Below are 17,358 nucleotides of genomic sequence, written 5' to 3'. Positions count from 1 at the left end.
TCCCTAGCCTTAGATCATTCGCTGGGCGGCCAGGAAATCGACAAGCTGAATTCCGGCGTCCCCCTGATCGGTGATGATGGTGCCTGTACCGCGGGCGGGCCGTTCGGCCGCATCAAGCACACGGGTGGCGGAGCCTGCCTCGCCGACCTGCGCGGGGTCCAGACCGAGGTCGGCCAGGTTCAGGGTCGTGATCTTCTTCTTCTTGGCGGCCATGATGCCCTTGAAGTTGGGGTAGCGCGGCTCATTGGCCTGGTCGGTGACGGAGACCAGGGCCGGCAGTTCGGCGCGCAGCGTCAGCGCCGCGTGGTCACCGTCGCGGCGGGCGGTTAGCACGGAACCCTCCAGTTTCAGGTCGGCGACCATGGTCAGCTGGGCCAGGCCCAGGCGTTCGGCCAGCTGCGCCGGCACCAGCGAGGTTTCGGCGTCGGTGGACGCCATCCCCGTGATCACCAGGTCGTAGCCGCACAGGTGCCTGATGGCTGCGGCCAGGGCCAGCGAGGTGGCGTAGGCATCCGAACCCTCAAGCGACGTATCGCACAGGTGCACGCCATCGGTGGCTCCCATCTGCAGGGATTTCTTGACGGCGTTCACTGCGGCTGCAGGCCCCATGCTCAGTGCCGTGACGGTGTTCCCGGCGCTGGCTCCCCCGCGCGCCTCGGCCAGGAGAAGCCCGGCTTCCAGCGCGTACTCGTCGAGTTCGGAGAGGATGGAGTCGCTGCGGTCGACTCGGTGGGTTGGTTCCTCGAGCCGCCTGTCGAACTGTGCGTCCGGGACGTGCTTGACCAGGACCAGGATCCTCAATGGCGTTCCTGCTGGGTCGCTCATCGCTGCCTTTCCTTATGCGGTGTGGTGGCCGGTATGGCCAGCATCCATGTTATCGGGGCTTGGCACACATGACACATTGGCGGGAACGATTTGCATCGTTCCCGCCAATGTGCGCACTTTCCCTTGCTTCGACCCTAGGAAGCCGGAGTCGAACCCACCGTGACATCGACCGACGACTGCTGGCCGTTGCGCATGTAGGTGACCGAGATGGTGGAGCCAGCCGGGGCCTGACGGACCGTGGCGGTCAGCGACTGGCTATCGCTGATGGGCGTGCCGTTGACGCCGGTGATGACGTCGCCAGCCTTGAGCCCGGCCTTGGCTGCAGGTGAACCTGCCGGAGCCGTCTGGATCTCGGCCCCGACGGTGAAGGACGAATTCACGCCTTTCACCGAGGCGGGCTTGGCCTGAACCGTGACACCGAGCAGGCCGTGCGTCGCCACGCCGTTGGAGATCAGGTCCTGGGCGATGCGTTGGGCGTAGTCGATCGGGATGGCGAAGCCGACACCGATGCTGCCGCTGGAATCGGAAGATGAGCTGCTCGAGGAGTCCGCCGAGGCGATGGCGACGTTGACGCCGATGATCCGTCCTTCGCTGTCCACCAGTGCGCCACCGGAATTGCCATGGTTGATGGCGGCATCGGTCTGCAACACATTGAGGTAGATCGACCCCTGGTTAGCGCTGCTACCCTGGCTGGGTGTGCCAGGGAACTGGAAGTTGTACTGGTCGCCACCGTTCCCATTGGACTGGCCGTCGGTGTTCCCCTTCGGCGCGGCGGAGGAAGCCACGGCGATGGTGCGGTTCAGCGTAGAGATGATGCCGTCAGTGACCGTACCGCTCAGGCCCAGCGGGGCGCCGATGGCGATCGCCGTGTCACCGACGTTCACCTTGTTCGAATCACCCAGGCTCGCCGGAACCAGTCCCGGCGCATCGATCTTGATGATGGCGAGGTCCGAGAGCGGATCGGTACCGACCAATGTCGCCTCACGGACGACGCCGTCACTTGTCTGCACTGCAATGCTCGGATCGGCAGTGGTTCCACCCAGCGTCACCACGTGGGTATTGGTCAGGATGTGCCCCTCGGTGTCCAAGATGATGCCCGAGCCGGATCCCGATGAGCTCTTGCCCGTCACATCGATGGTGACCACGCTGGGGCTGGCCTTGGCCGCGGCGGCTGTCACTGCCGTGACGCTGGAGGTGTTGTTGACGATGATCGAACTGCTTGGCGTCTGGACCGAGGAGCTCTGCAGCTGCGGATTAATGAGGTAGCTGGCACCTACTGCACTTGCCCCGCCAACCAGCGCGGCGGCAACCATCCCGATCACCATCGTTGAGGCGGTGAAGCGACGCACGGCGGAGGCCGGCTTGGCCGGGGCCGAGAACGAACTTCCCGCAACGTGCTGGCCATGCGAGTCGGCCGGAGCGCCGGAGGGGCCAGGTGCCGGGGCACCAAACGCCTCCGGGTTCTGAGCGACGTGCTGCGGAAGAACTGGCTGCGTTTGGACACCGTTGGCGTTGCGGGTTTCGGGAGCCGGAGGCGGAACCGAAGCACTTGCCGGAGGGACCGGCACGGAATCTGCGGAGCGTTCGATGGGCTGGGTTGCGTCCCAGCTCGTGAATGGAGCCGGCGGCGTGGCCTCGGCCTTCGCCGGAATGTTCGTCGTGGGTTCGCTGCCCGTAGGGGCATCGCTGGGGGCTTGCTCGTTCTCGCTCATCGCTGACCTTCTTCTAGTAGCTTCCGTTGGTCTCAACTATGCCAAGACGTGCTGTGCTGGGCAGAAGCAAAAGCTGAGCGTCAGCTGTGCAACTTCCGAATTCCTAGTGGGCCCATTCTTTCACTCATTGCTGTGGACGGCCTAGTTCACGGGCCATAGAATCGATCTGACGGTGTTGTTGAATACGCCTGATGACCACATGAAACGTGTTCAAGATTCATACCGCCCAGCAAATTGAAGGGTTTTCAATGCGATCTACGCTCAGGCGCTTGGCATATGCCGCCGCCGCAGCAACATTGTCCGTCTTCCTTCTGGCGCCCGCGGCGTCCGCCGAGCCCCCGGTGACTATTCCACCGGGCCAGTTCGTCGTGGACCAGGCCGGGGTTCTCGGCAGCGATGCCACCGAGGTGGAAAAAGCCATCAATGACATGCGGGCCAAGACGAGTCAGAACCTCTTCGTCATCTACGTCGACTCATTCACCGACCCCACAGATCCCGACGCCTGGGTCGAGGAAGTTGCCACGAAAAAGGGCATGGGCACCAACGACTCGATTCTTGCCGTTGCGGTAGACAGCCGACTGGTCCGGTTCACCCCCAATAGCGCCGGCCCCATTGCCGCAAGCCAGCAGAAGATCCTGGATTCATTGCTGCCCCAGCTTGCCAAGGAGCAGTGGGCCGATGCTGCGCTGACCGCTGTCAAGGGGATCGAAAGGGCATCCGGCGGCGGATCAGCTGCACCCTGGATCATCGGTGGCGTGGTCGTCGTCGGCGGTGGTGCCGCCGCATGGGCCCTGACCCGGCGCAAGAAACTGGGCACGGACGCCCCCCGTCCGGCAGCCGGCCCCGATGGCAAGCCCATCGACCCGCTGGATTCCATGAGCATTCCCGACCTGCGCAGCAAGGCCGGAAGCTTGCTGATTGCGGCGGACGATGCCATCCGCTCCAGCCAGCAGGAAGTCGGCTTCGCCCAGGCCCAGTACGGGGATGAGGCCGTCAAACCGTTCACTGCCGATATTGAGGCGGCAAAGACCCATATGAACGAATCCTTCAAGCTCCAGCAGCAGCTTGATGACGATATCCCCGACACCGAAGAACAGCAGCGAACCTGGCTGACGGAGATCATTCGCCGCTGCGAGGCCGTCAACGAAACCCTGGAACAGCACACCGCTGAATTCGAGTCGCTGCGAGAGCTTGAGGCCAACGCCCCTGCCGCAATCGCCGATCTCAAAGCACGCGCCCCACAACTGCGTGCGCGGCTATCGGCTGATCAGGCATCCATGGATGCACTTGCCGCCCAGTACTCCACATCGGCCCTCTCCCAAGTCCGGGAGAACATAGCAGAGGCCGGCGAACGGCTGGACTTCGTGGACAACGCGGTGACGACCTCCGAGGCGAAGCTGGCCGGGGGAATCACCAGCGAAGCCGCGGTAGCGCTTCGCGCCGGGGAAGACGCGCTGGACCAAGCCACAGTGCTGCTCGATGCAATTGGCAAGACCGGTACCGACTTGGCAACTGCCCGGCGTGACATGGAGGCCGCCATATCCGCCGGCGCACAGGACCTGGCCCAGGCCAGGGCCCTGATCAGCAACGGCAGCAATCCGGAGCTCGCCGGACCGGCCGCGGCCCTTGAACAGGCTCTGGGACAGGTCCAGCAACAGGTTCAATCCGGGCTCATCGACCCGGTTGCGCTACTCTCCACCGTAAACGAGGCACGCCGTGACCTTGATGCCCCGCTCGACTCGATCCGGGACGCCCAAGCGCAGGCTCAGCGTGCGGCGGAGCAGCTCCAAGCCATGATTCGTCAAGCCCAAGGCAAGATCCAGGGCACCGATGACTTCATCCGAGCCCGCCGCGGTGGCGTGGGTGCCACCGCCCGCACCCGCTTGGCCGAAGCCCAACGGAACCTGGATGAGGCACTGCGGTTGGGCTCCAGCGACCCGGTATCGGCCTTGGCCTATGCAAGTCGCGCCGCGTCTCTTGCCGACCAAGCGGCGCGCCAGGCGGAGAACGACGTCAACGGTTTTGGCGGCGGCATGGGCGGAGGCCGGGGAAACAACGGTCTCGGTGGGGCCATCCTCGGCGGCATCCTCATTGATTCCATCCTGCGCGGCGGCTCCGGAGGTCATTCTTCCGGTGGCGGCATCTTCGGCGGGGGCGGTTTCGGCGGCTTCGGCGGGGGCGGTGGAGGCGGCTTCGGCGGCGGAGGATTCGGTGGAGGTGCCGGCGGCAGCTTCTAGACCCCAGCACCTCCCACAAAGTGTTTAAATCCCCGACAGCACGTGTTGGGGATGTCATTACAACCAGGCAAGCAATGCATTACTGAAAGGTGTCATCGTGGCAAAGCAGTCAATTTTTGGTCGGGTAGCCCAACTGGCCAAGGCAAACATCAATTCCCTTCTGGACCAGGCCGAGGACCCGCAGAAGATGCTCGACCAGATGGTCCGTGACTACACGGATAATATCGCCGAGGCAGAGACGGCTGTGGCCCAGACCATCGGCAACCTGCGCATGGCCCAGGAAGACTACGCGGAGGATGTGAAGGCCGCAACCGATTGGGGGAACAAGGCGCTTGCCGCCTCTGCCAAAGCCGACCAGTTGCGTGCCGCGGGAAACTCTGCCGACGCCGACAAGTTCGACGCCCTCGCCAAGGTGGCCATCCAGCGCCAGATGCAGTCCGAAGGCGAGGCCAAGTCCGCCGCACCGTCGATTGCCTCCCAAGAGGACGTCGTCGAGAAACTTAAGTCCGGTCTGACCCAGATGAAGTCCAAGCGCCAGGAGCTGGTCGCCAAGCGCGACGAGCTCAATGCCCGCGCTAAGTCTGCCCAGGCCCAGACCCAGGTTCAGGATGCACTGAAGAGCATCGACATCATGGATCCGTCCAGCGAGGTCAACCGCTTCGAGGAAAAGATCCGCCGCGAAGAGGCCCGTGTGCGCGGCGCAAGCGAGCTTGCCGCATCCAGCCTCGACGCCCAGTTCGAATCCCTCGAGGATCTGGGCGAACAGACCGAGGTCGAGGCCCGACTTGCCGCGTTGAAGGCCGGTGTTGCAACACCGGCCATTGAAGGCGCCGGCCAGTAACCCCACCAGGAATCAGGAAACAGGTTCGCTCACCTCGCGGTGAGCGAACCTGTTTTGGTGCGTTTGCTCATACCGAGGAATTGAGTAGCTGGCCAGCCGGAGCTTTCGAGGTCTCCATGCCCGGACTGGGCACCGACGAATCCGGGCCCTTTGGGTTAAAGCGAAAATCCCCTGTCTTGAATTTATCCAAGTCAGAGGATTCTCTCATCTGTGGCGGGGACAGGATTTGAACCTGTGACCTCCGGGTTATGAGCCCGGCGAGCTACCGAACTGCTCCACCCCGCGTTGCGTAGATAACTCTAGCAGTCATAGTGCAGATCCACAAAACGAGGGGCCGGTGCGCTCCACCAGAGTCCCTACGGCTCCCGGCTCAGTGCCTCAGGGCCAGGCATTGGTGCATGAAAGCGATGGCTATGCCGCCCTTACCCACGCCGGCAGCCACTCGCTTGGCCGAGCCGGAGCGAACATCTCCGAGGGCGAAGACACCGTGCGTGCTCGCCTCCAGGGCGAACGGGCGGCCCAGGGGCTCCCACCGTGATGTGGAAGTCACGTCGCCCCGGTGAGGATGAAACCATGGGCGTCGCGCGCGGCCTCGGGCGGAAGCCAGACGGTCACCGCATCTGCCCCGATCATCACGAAAACGGCAGCGAAGGGATTCAGTGTGCTCTTCCCCGCTACCGTCTCGAGCACTTCGGCCGCCTCCAGCGTGGTTTGACCATGCAGTGCCGCGATCTGCGAGCTGACCCACACCCCGGTCGCGTCATTCGCTTCGGTCTGCTCGATCAGTTAGCGCGACATACGCGATTCGAGAGAGGGCACGAACCCAGGACCGTGACCGACCGGGCATGGCGGGAGAAGAAGATGGCAGCCTGACCGGCCGAGTTTCCCACCCCCCCGGTGTAGATGTCCTGCCCCTGAGCCAATCCCGCATCGCTGCGAGCAGCCCCGTAGTAGAGCCCACTACCGGGGAAGCGTTCTACCGAGGGGAGCGGCAGTGTCCGCCATTCGACCTCCGTGGCGATGATGGCAGCCGCGGCCCACACCCTGTCTCCCCGGCAAGGACGAGCGAGTGGCTTCGGGTGTCGATCATCCGCGCCGTCCGGGTGACCATGCTTTCCGCTCCGAGGTGTCTGGCCTGAGTCAGCGCCCGGCCTGCCAAGTCGTCCCCGGATATTCCATAGCGGAAGCCGGTCCAGTTCTCGATCCGGGCCGATGTTCCCGTCTGCCCGCCGGAATCCAGGCACACGATGACCACGCTGCGCAGCCCCTCTGCCGCACCATTGACCGCGGCCGGCAGCCGGGCCGGCCCACAGCCCAGGATCACGAGATCGTAGTCAAGGTCCGCGGGGTCCACCTCGAGCCCTGCGGCCCGCGCCACGTCCCGCATTACCGGTTCCGCGAAGCGGGATCCGGCGAGCAGTTCCAGCACCGGTTACTTTCCGCCCGCTATCGGCGCATCAATGGTCACCCGGTCAAACGGCACGTGTTCTAGGGTCAGGAACGTCGAGAGCTCTCGGACTTTCGCATCGAGTCACGGGCCGAACACGCGGGTCTCCACCTCCGGCCGTTCGGAGGCCAGCACCTGCATCGAAGCGAGGTTGCCATGGCCGCCAGCGTGTAATACGCAGTCACATCCAGCTTGATCACGCGAGCCTCCCCCGCCGCGCATCCGCTGGCCGGGAAGTTGAGGCTCGGCGTCATCGGCACTTCGCCGAAGAACTGCCCCGCCTTGCGGGTCCCGATCACCGGTTCCTCGCCACTGACCACCCTGGGTGACTTCCACCAAGCCCTCGATCACGACGAACAGGACGCATCCATTCCCCTCGCGCAGGAAGTACTCTCCGGGCAGCAGTCGGATGTCCTCCACGGTACCGGCCAGATAGCCCAGCACGGCCGGGACAGCGGGGCGAAGGTCTTGATCTCCCTCAGTTCTTCGATGCTGATCACGACGATGTCCCTCGTGCCCGGGCACGAAACACCGGGCCCCGCATCGGATACCGCATCGGATACCGCATCGGATACCGCATCGGATACCGCATCATGTGCAGAATCCAGGCCCGCCCGATGTCCCCGCCGATGGCGGCACCGACGATGAAGGGCCCGTAGCCGCACCCGCGCTCCTTCGTTGGAGTTGCAGCCCCAGAACTGCTTGCCACTCCCCCGAGAGCAGGTCGTCCCATGCCCATGGTCCGCGTCCACAATTGTTCCACCTCATTCGACGGGTTCGCCACCGGCGAGGGGATCGGCTTCGATGCCCCTTCGGATATGCCGGCCAGCGCCTGCACGAATGGATGTTCGCCACCCGCCGGGGGCGCTCCTTGCTCGGCCAGGACGGCGGCGGCATCGGCGTCGATAACCTGTTTTCCGACTGGTACCACGAAGGCATCGGTACAGAGATCATGGGCCGAGGCAAATTCAGCCCACATTCCGGGCCCTGGACCAAGGTGGGAACGGAGGATGAATGGCGCGGCTGGTGGGGACCCCACCCGCCCTTTCATACCCCGGTCTTCGCGCTGACCCACCATCTGCGGCCGGCCCTCTACAAGGAGGGTGGAACGGTCTTCCACTTCCTCAACGCCACACCGCAAAAGGCGCTCGAAGCGGCTCTGGAGGCGGCCTATGGCCTGGACGTCCGTATCAGCGGAGGCCCCACCGTGGTTCGTGGCTTCCTCGCAACTGGCCTGGTCGACCTGCTCCACGTGGTGCAGGTGCCGATCCTTCTGGGCCGGGCGTGCGGTTATGGGGACGGGCTGGAGGGCCACGAGGAGCAATACGAGCTCGAGGCGATCTCATCCCCCAGCGGCGTCATACACCTGACATTCACGCGAATAAAGTCCGGGTAGCACTTGCTGCCGACGAGCCCCGCAGTCAGCCGTGAGGGCATCGCGACAACAACCGTATCCGGAAGCGGCAAAGGCCCGACCGGACTCTCGTCCGGTCGGGCCTTTGGTCGGGCTAGCGGGATTCGAACCCACGACCTCCTGACCCCCAGTCAGGCGCGCTACCAAGCTGCGCCATAGCCCGTGTTACGCAACGACACTTCCCACCGTGTAAAAAGAATGGGCCCGATGTGGATTTCTCCTGATCAGGCCCATTCATACAGTGGCGGGGACAGGATTTGAACCTGTGACCTCCGGGTTATGAGCCCGGCGAGCTACCGAACTGCTCCACCCCGCGTTGCGTAGACCATCCTACGCAAGCACGGGCAGATCCACAAATCGGGGTTCCCTCCACCCTGGTCATCACCCGCCCTAAGGGCTGGATCCCGTGGTTCTCCGGGACGTACCGGCCGACGCCTTGACGCCTTCACGGTGGCTCCTGCCCCGAAAACAACGTCAGGCTGATGCCCGGGACCGTGTTCCCCCCAGTCTCACGATTGCACCCGTCGTCCTTCAGCATTGTGCGAAGCACGAAGAGGACGAATCACGACCAAAGTACGCCCTACCCATCCAGGAAGTCCCGGACATCGCGCTGTTCGGTCGGACGACGGCAGCGTTCATTCTCCTCGTGCCTACGGTGCCGATAGCCTCCCGTTGGTTAACGGAGAGGGGCGCATGCTTGCGTTTGGGATTGAGGCCAAGGCCGTTCCCTGTATTGCGGAGCGCTGCCGCGTCCTTCGGGGAGGCGGATGAAGCCCCACCTACTTCCACATTCACACCCCTCCAACTGTTTTCATTCGCGGTGAGTCCCTTGGCCACCGTCGTCATGTATCCGGGCGTGGCATACGTTGAGTTCGTGACATTCGGCTGGAAGCCGGCCTCGCTTCCATTTGCTTCGCGGCCCCTCAGCGTGCCCGGCCGTGGTGCGAGCGCTGAATTGGCGATCTTGACACCGCTGCCCGATGCATTCTCAGTGAAGCTCGGATTTTCGGCGGTGACGGGCGCGCCTGCCGCATCGTAGCTGAATCTGTCAAGGCCGGCGTTTGCCACCTGAACTCCATGGAGTACAACATCGACATGCGATTTGTTCGCCACGGCGATGCCGCCTCCGTCGGCGCACACGATCCGCAGCTTCGAGGCGTTGAGCGTCCCACCCCGCGGAATCGAGCCAGGTGAAACCGGGCCATTGCCAGCCGCCGTAGAACGTGGCGAACGGTATCCCATCGTCCTCAACCCGGCCCTCGATGCTGAGGCGTTGAGCACCACTTACCCTGAACCCAAAGCCGGTAGATAGGCACTAAACGCAATGGCTCTCAACCCGCTACTCGTAATGGCCGAGGACGTTACCGCCGGCCTCCGGTGCCGCATTCATGGCCGCGATCGCATCGGTGAGACCCGGCTCATGGGAAACACTGCGCACCCGTGGCGTACCGCCGAGGGCAACGGCGGCGAGCGGCATGGCGTCCACTCCGGCCCCGCCAAGTGCGTGGCCGGGCACCGGACACCGATGCGCTTTAAATGTCGAAATGTCATGGGTTGGCTTCTCCATTCGACGTGAGCCAAACCTCATAATTTTTCAACTAGCCGCGGGTCAGATAAGCGCGCCAGCCCCCTGCCTGCCGGGAAAACAAAAAGCCGCTCAAACGCTGGTTGATTCCCAGTGTTTGAGCGGCTTACCTTGGTCGGGCTAGCGGGATTCGAACCCACGGCCTCCTGACCCCCAGTCAGGCGCGCTACCAAGCTGCGCCATAGCCCGTCTTCCATACGCCGCCATTCCCCCTGTGTAAAAAGAATGGGCCTGATGTGGATTTCTCCTGATCAGGCCCATTCATACAGTGGCGGGGACAGGATTTGAACCTGTGACCTCCGGGTTATGAGCCCGGCGAGCTACCGAACTGCTCCACCCCGCGGCGTATGACTCAATCATGACCGAGTTCCCGGGAAACGGCAAATCGAGAAGACCCTTTCCGGCCAAAAGTGATGGAGCACACCCCGACGGGCCCCTTGGCTCGACTTTGCCTCAAAAACGAGGACCCACGCCATGCAGTGCCGGAGCAATGTGTGGCGGGGGTCCTCGTCTAACGGTCCGGCAACTGCTAACCGTTGCCGCCGACCGGTGGTGCCGGGGTCTCCGACGGAGCCGGAGTCTCCGTGGGCGCCGGGGCTGGTTCTAGCACCTTGCCCGTGATCGCGTCCTGCGCCTCGGTGGCGCGGGTCAGCGCTCCCTCGAGCTTCTTCTGCTCGGTGCCATACGTGGCGAAGTCGCCCTTGGCCAAGGCAGCCTGCCCGGCCTGGATGGCCGCGTTCGCGTCCTCCAGTGCCTGGCTGAGCTTTTGCGCCTCGGTCTGGGTGGCGCCGGGTTTCGTCGGCTTCGTGGTTTCGCCGGTGCCCGAACCACCATCACTGGTCACGGCCCCGGAATCGCCCTGGAATATCTGGTTCAGGGCCTCCGAGAGCGTATCGGCGAATCCAACCTTGTCACCGAAGGACACCAGGACCTTGCGCAGTGTCGGGTAGGCCGTCTGGCCGGTCGACTGGATGTAGACCGGCTGCACGTAGAGGATGCCGCCACCGACCGGCAATGAAAGCAGGTTGCCGTTCTTCAGCTGCGAGGCTCCCTGACGCAACAGGTTCAGCTGCGTGGACACCGTGGTGTTGGAGTCGAAGTTCTGCTGGGCCTGGCCCGGGCCTGGAATCGACGTATTGCGCGGCAAGTCAAGCAGGCGCAGCTTGCCGTAGCTATCGGCCTTCTTCCCGGCTTCTGGACCGGCGTCAGCATCCGCTGCAAGGAATCCGAAGAGCACGTTGCGCTGCTGTCCACCGGCCGAAGTCTGCGGAATGAAGGTCGAGGTCAGCGAGAACGCTTCCTTCACCTGGCCCGGCATCTTCAGCGACAGGTAGTATGGCGGCTGCTTCGGGGCATTCGCCGCCTGCTGCGTCGTCGGGTCGTTCGGAACGGCCCAGGCATCGTTCGAGTCATAGAAACTGTCCGGCGAGGTCACGTGGTACTTACCGAGCAGCTCTCGCTGGACCTTGAAGAGGTCCTCGGGATAGCGCACGTGGCTCATCAGTTCGCCCGACATCTGCGAATACGGCTTGATGGTGCTCGGGAAGATCTTCTGCCAGGCCTGCAGCTGCGGCTCATCGGGCTCCCAGGCATAGAGGTCGACTGATCCGTCGTAGGCATCCACTGTGGCCTTCACCGAGTTGCGAATGTAATTGACCTGCCCGGAGAGGGCATTGGTGCGGGTGCCGCCGGTCAGCGAGTCGGTGACAGCCGTTTCCAACTGCTGGGCAGTGGAATACGGGTAGTTGGCGCTAGTGGTGTAGGCGTCGACTATCCACTTTACTCGGCCGTCGATGATGGCCGGGTAGGCGTTCGAGTCAACCGTCAGATACGGTGCGACCTTCTGTACGCGCTCCTTCGGAGTGCGGTCGTAGAGGATCTGGGATTTGGCGTTGATGGCGTCCGAGAGCAGAAGGTCGGTGGAACCGAACTTCAGCGCGTAGACCAGCCGGTTGAAGTAGTTGCCCACGTTCGGGCCGCCATTGCCGGAGAAGGTGTTGCGGGTGTCCGCAGAGTCCGATCCGGACTGCGGACGGTCCAGCTCTCGCGGATCCCAGCCGTCGGGGCCGCCAACAACCGAGTAGTCCGGAGACAGCTCGCCGAAGTAGATGCGCGGCTCGTAGGTCTTGTCGCTGCCCAGCACACCCTCTGTGGGGATGCCCTCGAGCATGAAGTCGGGTCGGCCTCCGGAGGCAACCTTGTTCCCGTAGGCAGCCACGATGCCGTAGCCGTGGGTGTAGGTGATGTGCTGGTTGACCCAGGAATCGGTGGTGTCCACGCTCAGTTCGCGCACGGCGATCACCGTGTCCTCGACCTTGCCGTCGATGGCGTAGCGGTCGACGTTCAGCGTCGGGGCGAACTTGTAATAGGTACGGAACTGCTGCAGCTGGGCGAACGCCGAAGAGACCAGGTTCGGATCCAGCAGGCGGATGTTCGTGGTTGTCGCACTGTCCTTGGCCAATGCATCCTTGACGGCGTTCACCTTGGCCGGGTACGACGTCACCTCGATGTCGGACAGACCGTATGCTTGGCGCGTCATCGAGATGTTATCGGCGATGTACTCGCGTTCCAGGTTCTTTTCCGAGGGAACGACCTGGTACTTCTGGATGATGAACGGGTAGATCCCGCCGGCGACCACGACGGTGACCAGCAGCATCGCGGTACCGATGATCGGCAGCTTCCAGCGGCCCATGAAGGCAGCCACGATGAACAGTATGGCAACCAGCACCGCGGCGATGGCCAGGATCGCCTTGGTGGGGATTACCGCGTGGACGTCGGTGTAGAGCGCGCCGGCGACGCGGCCATCCTGCGAAAGCAGCGTCGAGAAGCGGCCGAGCCAGAAGTTGCCGGCCTGCAGCAGCAGGAAGAGCGCTGCGAAGACGCCGGTGTGGATGCGGGCGGCCTTGCCGATGACGATGCCGCCGCGTTCCTCGATGCGGATTCCGCCATAGAGGTAGTGGGTGAGCAGACCGGCGATGCCGGCGATGAGCACCACGGAGATGAGATAGCCGATGACCAGGCCGAGGAACGGCAACGTGTTGACGTAGAAACCGAGGTCCATACCGAAACGCGGGTCGACGTCACCGAAGGGGACCTGGTTGATGAACAGCAGGACCTCCTTCCACTGCGAGGTCACTGCCGCCGCGGCGAAGCCGCCGACAACCACCGGCACGCCGATCATCAGCAGGCGGCGCATCGGCTCCAGCTGGGACTGGTAGCGCTGGAGGTTGTCCTGGCGTGCGTTGTCCGGCGCGTAGACCGGGCGTGCCTTGTAGGCGATCCGCAGGGAGATCCACAGCGCACCACCCATCAGCAGGAAGGCCGCCAGGAAGATCGCGGCCTTGGTCAGGTACTCGGTCCAGAAGACCTGAGCGAAACCGAGCTGGGAGAACCACAGCACATCGGCGTAGATGCTCGCGAAGAAGACGAACGCCGCCACCAGGACACCGATGGCGATGATCGTCGGCATCAGCGCCGAGGGGCGTCGAGGCCCCTCGTGTTTCTCCCGCGGGGGCTGCTCATCGGGGCCGCCCGGTGGCCGACCGAAGGGACTATCAGCACCAAAACTCAATTTTTACCTCACCGTTCAACGGAAACCGTCATGGGTTGCGCACTAAAAATGCTCGTTGTGATCCATTCTGCCCTGACCGGCGCCCTCGTGGCGCCACCGCTACACCACTTAAGCTGACCGTGAAGTAATCGTGATCCAGGTCCCCGGAACCGATACCCCCTAACCGCAGCTGGGGAACGAGGCGGGATCCTTGCCCCCGGCGATGCCTTCAACGGTGGTGCGGGCTTCCTGCAGGGTCTCCACCTTGATGACATCGAGCCCGGAGGGGACCCGGCCGATGACATCTGAACAGTTATCGGCTGGCGCCAGGAAGTACTCGGCTCCGGCATCCCTTGCCCCCACCAGCTTCTGCGCGATCCCTCCGATCGGTCCGACGGTGCCGTCGACGGCGATGGTACCGGTGCCGGCAAAGTCCTTTCCGCCGGTCATGGCACCGGGGGTCAGCTTGTCCATGATGCCCAGTGCGAACATCATGCCAGCCGAGGGACCGCCCACGTTTTCCAAGCCGAACTTCACCGTCAACGGGAATTTGAAGGTATTGCCCAGGTAGATGCCTATCTGGCGCTGCCCCTCGGCACCGGCGGTCGTGGTCACCGTGACCGTTTGCTTCTTCCCCTTACGCTCAATCTCCAGCTCGCTGGGCTTGTCCCCGGCGGCCTTCAGCGCGGCTCTCAGATCCGGCATTCCGACGATCGGCTTGCCGTTGATGCCCAGCAGCACGTCCCCGACCTCCACCTGCTGGGAATTCTGGTCGGTGGCGAAACCAGCCACCGTGAGTGACTGCCGGAAGGGGATCTGCAGTTCGGTCAGGGCCGCGGCCGTGGACAGCTGTTGCGAGTCGTCCATGGCAACGGTGTTTTGTTCGCTGGTTTCTTCGGAGGTGGTTCCCCGCGGGATCACCAATTCCTCGGGAATCACGTCCTGGTGAGGGCTGACCCAGCCCTCCAACACGCTCAGGAACGGCAGCCGTTTCTGGCCGCCACCCTGGACGTACACCGTGGTCATGTCCAGCGTGCCGGAGGTGGGGTAGGTTTTCTCTCCGCTGATGCTCAGCAGTCTGGTCCCTTCCACCTCGCCGATGGTGTTGAACGCCGGGCCCGGCGATTCGACGACGAAGCGCGTGGGAAGCACCAGCGCACTCAAGCCCAGGACCACGGCAAGGATGCCCGAGGCGCGCAGCGTCCGGCTCCTACGCACATCGCGCGGATCCGGCTCGGGGATGCCGAAGGGCTGCTGGGCTCCTGCTGGAAGCGGAGTGGCTCCCGGATTCTGCGGCTGCTGTTCTTCGGACACCGTTCCTCTTTCATTAGTACGCCCGCCGCGCCGTGCCGGCACGGGCGGGTTCCCATCCCCCCAAGGCTACAAGGCGGACTAGGGAGCGCGTGTACTCGAGCAGGGTTTCGTTCCTCTTCTTCCACGGGTTGCCGTGCTGTGCCGACAGCGAACTGACAGGCGCGAACGTGGGTCACTCCCAGCTTGCGGGGGTACCGTTATTTGCATGGCTGAAAACCCACCAAGCAACCGTCCCGACGGCTCCGACGACCCAGACGAGACCCCGAAGGATCCCCTATCTGAGATGCTCGGATCGCTCTTCGGCGCCGCGGGCGCGGGCGGATTCGACCCCAAGAACCTTCCTGAGGGCTTCGGCGAGGCCATGGGCCTGCCGTCCGACCCGAACGCGATGGCCGAAATGATGCGCCAGGCACAGGCCATGATGAGCGCGATGTCCACCGGCGATTCCGGGCCCGTGAACTGGAAGATGGCCTCCGACGCCGCACGCCAGGCCGTGGCCGGGGAGGATCCCTCGATCTCGGCGCACCGCGCCGGCGCCATCGTCGACGCGGCCCGGCTGGCCAACCTCTGGTTGGATGCGGCCACGGCGTTCGAGGGCGACGGCTCCGATTGCCGCGCCCTCTCCCGCGCCGAATGGGTGGAAAAGACCATGCCGGTTTGGAAGAGCCTCACCGAACCGGTCGCCATCAGCGTCGGCAAGGCCATCACCTCGGCCCTGACCGAGCAGATCCCGGAGCAGATGCGCCCGATGCTCGGCGGCGCGCAGGGAATGCTGCAGAATATGGGCGGTGCGATGTTCGGCATGCAACTCGGTGCCGCCGTCGGCGGTCTGGCCAAGGACGTGCTCGGGGCCACCGACATCGGCCTGCCGCTGGCAGGAATCGTTCCGGCCCTCGTCCCGACCAACGTCGGCCACTTCGGCGAGGGACTCGATGTCCCCGAGCAGGAAGTCCTGCTCTTTGCCGCGCTGCGCGAATGCGCCCACTCCCGGCTCTTCCACCGCGTCCCGTGGCTGCGCTCCATGGTCCTGGGCTCCATCGAGGAGTATGCCCGCGGCATCCACATCGACATGTCCCGGATCGAGGAGGCGGTGCGGGACATCGACCCGTCGAATCCCGAATCGTTCCAGAGCCTGATGGGCGAAGGGCTGTTCACGCCCCAGCGCACGCCGGTCCAGGAGGCCGCTCTGGCCCGGCTTGAACTCGTGCTGGCCCTCATCGAGGGCTGGGTCGACGAGGTCGTGGCAGTCGCCGCACACAACCTGCCCATGGGTGTGCGGTTGCGCGAAACCATTCGCCGCCGCCGAGCCAGCGGCGGGCCGGCCGAACAGGCCTTCGCCTCGCTGGTCGGTTTGGAACTCCGACCACGCCGGTTGCGCGAGGCGGCCGCCCTCTGGGCGCACCTTCTCGAGGATCGTGGCATCGAGGGCCGAGACGCCGTCTGGGCCCACCCCGATCTGATGCCCACGGCAGAAGACCTGGACGATCCCACCGGATTCGGTCAGCGCCGCGAGCTGGCTGCCGCCGAGATGGACGAGATGGATCTCGCCCTGGACAAGCTGCTGTCCGGCGGTTTCGACACGGACGAGGGTCCGACGGATACCGACGAAGAACCGCAGGACCCCGAAAAGGCCTGATTCCACGCAGATCCAGCAATGCCGCCCGGACCACGTGGTCCGGGCGGCATCGTCGTTTCGACCGGTCGACCCGGGCCCGTCCGTAGGCTCAGGCCAGCGACCCCGCATCGGCCCCGGATTCATCGAAGTCCCCGCCCAAATCCGATTCCTCCAGGGCCTCGAGCCAGTCGGGGTCGGGCTCCTGTTCGGCGTGCCCGGCGAACGACACCCCCGCCAAGAATGCCGAGGCCTCGGCGCCCCGCGGATAGCAGGCCAGCCAGGCCTTGAACCGCTGACCGTGCCCGTCCAGGGGCTCGACCAGGTGTGCCAGCTCGTGCACCAGCACGTAGTCCTGTACATAGGCGGGCATCTTCATCAGCCGGTGTGAGAGCCTGATCGTCTTCTCGCGCAGGGACGCGGAGCCCCACCGCGAGTTCTGGTTCCGCACCCACCGGACCGATGTCGGGTCGGCTAGTCCACGCAAGTATCTGCGGTTCAGCTCAGTGGCGCGGGCCATGAGTTGTTCATCGGGAATCGGGCCGCTGACCGCGGTCCGCTTGCGCTGGATCTTACGAACCATGTCCTCTACATACACAGCCTCCTCGCCCGACGAGAGCCGGGCCGGGATGGAGACCACGACCATACCCCCGCGCCAGGCGGCGGAGACGGTCCGGGTCCGTCTCGGCGACCGGACCACGCGTACCCGCAATCCGTCGCGGTGCATGAATTCGCGTTCAGTGCTGGTGTTTGCCATGGCGAGTTCCTTGGGTTGAGAGCAGATTCAGGAGTGGGGGGCCACTGTCCCGCACCGTCTTGTG

15 protein-coding genes and 5 tRNA genes are annotated in these 17,358 nt (G+C 64.3%); 4 read left to right on the top strand and 16 right to left on the bottom strand.

Features of this window, described 5'->3' with window-relative positions; translation table 11 throughout:
* Positions 1-9: 9 nt before the first annotated feature.
* Together E9229_RS13560 and E9229_RS13555 are read right to left on the bottom strand one after the other, a co-directional pair.
* Positions 10-825, bottom strand: coding sequence for an electron transfer flavoprotein subunit beta/FixA family protein (locus E9229_RS13560; RefSeq protein ID WP_183512132.1), 816 nt, complete (start codon positions 823-825; stop codon positions 10-12).
* A gap of 134 nt (positions 826-959) precedes the next feature.
* The gene (locus tag E9229_RS13555; protein ID WP_183512131.1) at positions 960-2,537 is read right to left on the bottom strand and encodes a S1C family serine protease; all 1,578 of its coding nucleotides are present in this window, start codon (positions 2,535-2,537) and stop codon (positions 960-962) included.
* A gap of 248 nt (positions 2,538-2,785) precedes the next feature.
* Here E9229_RS13555 and E9229_RS13550 point away from each other — a divergent pair, with 248 nt between their 5' ends.
* Together E9229_RS13550 and E9229_RS13545 are read left to right on the top strand one after the other, a co-directional pair.
* Entirely contained in the window at positions 2,786-4,774 is a 1,989-nt protein-coding gene (locus E9229_RS13550; protein ID WP_183512129.1) for a TPM domain-containing protein, read from the top strand.
* A 97-nt stretch (positions 4,775-4,871) separates the two neighbouring features.
* Positions 4,872-5,615, top strand: coding sequence for a PspA/IM30 family protein (locus E9229_RS13545; RefSeq protein ID WP_183512128.1), 744 nt, complete (start codon positions 4,872-4,874; stop codon positions 5,613-5,615).
* A gap of 211 nt (positions 5,616-5,826) precedes the next feature.
* On the opposite strand, the gene E9229_RS13540 is transcribed toward E9229_RS13545, so the two are convergent.
* From E9229_RS13540 to E9229_RS19035, 5 genes are all read right to left on the bottom strand, one after another.
* A tRNA-Met gene (locus E9229_RS13540) sits at positions 5,827-5,900 on the bottom strand.
* An 85-nt stretch (positions 5,901-5,985) separates the two neighbouring features.
* Positions 5,986-6,165, bottom strand: coding sequence for a hypothetical protein (locus tag E9229_RS19050; RefSeq protein ID WP_221184659.1), 180 nt, complete (start codon positions 6,163-6,165; stop codon positions 5,986-5,988).
* Entirely contained in the window at positions 6,162-6,365 is a 204-nt protein-coding gene (locus E9229_RS19045; protein ID WP_221184658.1) for a hypothetical protein, read from the bottom strand. Before E9229_RS19045 ends, E9229_RS19050 begins: the two co-directional genes overlap by 4 nt.
* A 226-nt stretch (positions 6,366-6,591) precedes the next feature.
* On the bottom strand, positions 6,592-7,044 hold the full coding sequence (locus E9229_RS19040) for an NAD(P)/FAD-dependent oxidoreductase (RefSeq protein WP_221184657.1): 453 nt from the start codon (positions 7,042-7,044) through the stop codon (positions 6,592-6,594).
* A 102-nt stretch (positions 7,045-7,146) separates the two neighbouring features.
* Positions 7,147-7,506 (bottom strand): hypothetical protein, encoded by a 360-nt coding sequence (locus E9229_RS19035; protein WP_221184656.1) that lies wholly within the window; start codon positions 7,504-7,506, stop codon positions 7,147-7,149.
* Positions 7,507-7,906: 400 nt separating this feature from the next.
* Between E9229_RS19035 and E9229_RS13530 the strand changes: the two genes are divergently transcribed.
* Positions 7,907-8,458, top strand: a complete 552-nt coding sequence (locus tag E9229_RS13530; RefSeq protein WP_312855709.1) for a dihydrofolate reductase family protein — start codon at positions 7,907-7,909, stop codon at positions 8,456-8,458.
* 104 nt (positions 8,459-8,562) lie between these two features.
* Here E9229_RS13530 and E9229_RS13525 read toward each other — a convergent pair.
* From E9229_RS13525 to E9229_RS19875, 8 genes are all read right to left on the bottom strand, one after another.
* Positions 8,563-8,639, bottom strand: a tRNA-Pro gene (locus E9229_RS13525).
* 79 nt (positions 8,640-8,718) lie between these two features.
* Positions 8,719-8,792 (bottom strand) — tRNA-Met (locus E9229_RS13520).
* Positions 8,793-9,007: 215 nt separating this feature from the next.
* Positions 9,008-9,589, bottom strand: coding sequence for a hypothetical protein (locus E9229_RS13515; RefSeq protein ID WP_183512127.1), 582 nt, complete (start codon positions 9,587-9,589; stop codon positions 9,008-9,010).
* Positions 9,590-9,815: 226 nt separating this feature from the next.
* A complete protein-coding gene (locus E9229_RS13510) occupies positions 9,816-9,992 on the bottom strand; it encodes a hypothetical protein (protein WP_221184655.1) in 177 nt (58 codons plus the stop codon).
* 181 nt (positions 9,993-10,173) lie between these two features.
* Positions 10,174-10,250, bottom strand: a tRNA-Pro gene (locus tag E9229_RS13505).
* Positions 10,251-10,330: 80 nt separating this feature from the next.
* Positions 10,331-10,404, bottom strand: a tRNA-Met gene (locus tag E9229_RS13500).
* A 186-nt stretch (positions 10,405-10,590) separates the two neighbouring features.
* Positions 10,591-13,530: a UPF0182 family membrane protein gene (locus E9229_RS13495; protein WP_183513056.1), complete on the bottom strand. Its 2,940-nt coding sequence runs from the start codon at positions 13,528-13,530 to the stop codon at positions 10,591-10,593.
* A gap of 261 nt (positions 13,531-13,791) precedes the next feature.
* Positions 13,792-14,925 (bottom strand): YlbL family protein, encoded by a 1,134-nt coding sequence (locus tag E9229_RS19875; RefSeq protein WP_183512125.1) that lies wholly within the window; start codon positions 14,923-14,925, stop codon positions 13,792-13,794.
* Between the two features lie 205 nt (positions 14,926-15,130).
* Between E9229_RS19875 and E9229_RS13485 the strand changes: the two genes are divergently transcribed.
* Complete coding sequence (locus tag E9229_RS13485) at positions 15,131-16,561, top strand: zinc-dependent metalloprotease (RefSeq protein ID WP_183512123.1); 1,431 nt, start codon at positions 15,131-15,133, stop codon at positions 16,559-16,561.
* Between the two features lie 88 nt (positions 16,562-16,649).
* Here E9229_RS13485 and E9229_RS13480 read toward each other — a convergent pair whose 3' ends face one another.
* A complete protein-coding gene (locus E9229_RS13480; RefSeq protein ID WP_246380777.1) occupies positions 16,650-17,294 on the bottom strand; it encodes a M48 metallopeptidase family protein in 645 nt (214 codons plus the stop codon).
* Positions 17,295-17,358: the final 64 nt, after the last annotated feature.

The organism is Paeniglutamicibacter cryotolerans, assembly GCF_014190875.1.
Classification (GTDB): Bacteria; Actinomycetota; Actinomycetes; order Actinomycetales; family Micrococcaceae; genus Paeniglutamicibacter; species Paeniglutamicibacter cryotolerans.
Note: the sequence above shows the minus strand (reverse complement) of the source record. Positions and strands in the feature narration are given on the sequence as shown.

Bases quoted from the DNA above. Each gene is read 5' to 3' on its own strand.
- E9229_RS13480 (WP_246380777.1), bottom strand. From the start codon at position 17,294: ATGGCAAACACCAGCACTGAACGCGAATTCATGCACCGCGACGGATTG.
- E9229_RS13530 (WP_312855709.1), top strand. From the start codon at position 7,907: ATGTTCGCCACCCGCCGGGGGCGCTCCTTGCTCGGCCAGGACGGCGGC.
- E9229_RS13560 (WP_183512132.1), bottom strand. From the start codon at position 825: ATGAGCGACCCAGCAGGAACGCCATTGAGGATCCTGGTCCTGGTCAAG.
- E9229_RS13495 (WP_183513056.1), bottom strand. From the start codon at position 13,530: ATGCCGACGATCATCGCCATCGGTGTCCTGGTGGCGGCGTTCGTCTTC.
- E9229_RS13485 (WP_183512123.1), top strand. From the start codon at position 15,131: ATGGCTGAAAACCCACCAAGCAACCGTCCCGACGGCTCCGACGACCCA.
- E9229_RS13550 (WP_183512129.1), top strand. From the start codon at position 2,786: ATGCGATCTACGCTCAGGCGCTTGGCATATGCCGCCGCCGCAGCAACA.
- E9229_RS13555 (WP_183512131.1), bottom strand. From the start codon at position 2,537: ATGAGCGAGAACGAGCAAGCCCCCAGCGATGCCCCTACGGGCAGCGAA.